Raw genomic sequence first — 533 nt, 5'->3', positions numbered from 1 at the left:
ACGCCGTTGCCTGCCAGCCGCAGCGCCTCGTTGCGGGTGACTCCGGGCACGTCGGTGACCCATCCGGGCGGCAGACCCATCATCCATTCGGCGAACGCAGCGGCGAGGCGTGGCCGGTTCTTGCCGGGCTCGGTTGGCGACGGCGCGGGGTGCCCGAACGCGACCTCCTGACGGGCGACGGCAGGGGCGTACTGTCCGAACTGCTCGTGGGATGCGATGCCCTTGAGTAGTAGTTCGCCGCCGCGCGCGCCGCCACGTCGCTCATGCCCACCCGTAGCATCGGCCACGGAAGGCGTGGGGAGCGTGGCGACGGCGATACCCAGTGGCATCCCGAAGCCGTTGCCGTTGCCCAGTTCGGCCTTGACGCAGTCTCGGCGGGCCTGCCATGCGTCCACGTCCTCGCCGTCGTTGAACGCGCCAGCGGCCGGCGTGGGGAGCATGGTCACGACGGTGCGCAGGTCAGGCCCACCCGTGCCATGCTCGCCCGCGCCGTGGGTGTCCGACGACCGCGGCGTGGGGAGCATTCTCAGAGC

The 533-nt window shown here is 71.5% G+C and carries 1 protein-coding gene; it reads right to left on the bottom strand.

The window, feature by feature from the left end; translation table 11 throughout:
• Positions 1-533: hypothetical protein (locus ACRPLY_RS26825; protein WP_432232235.1), on the bottom strand; the 533-nt coding region annotated here is incomplete at both ends.

The organism is Priestia sp. TGN 0903, from assembly GCF_050846855.1.
Taxonomy (GTDB): Bacteria; Bacillota; Bacilli; order Bacillales; family Bacillaceae_H; genus Priestia; species Priestia zanthoxyli.
Note: the sequence above shows the minus strand (reverse complement) of the source record. Positions and strands in the feature narration are given on the sequence as shown.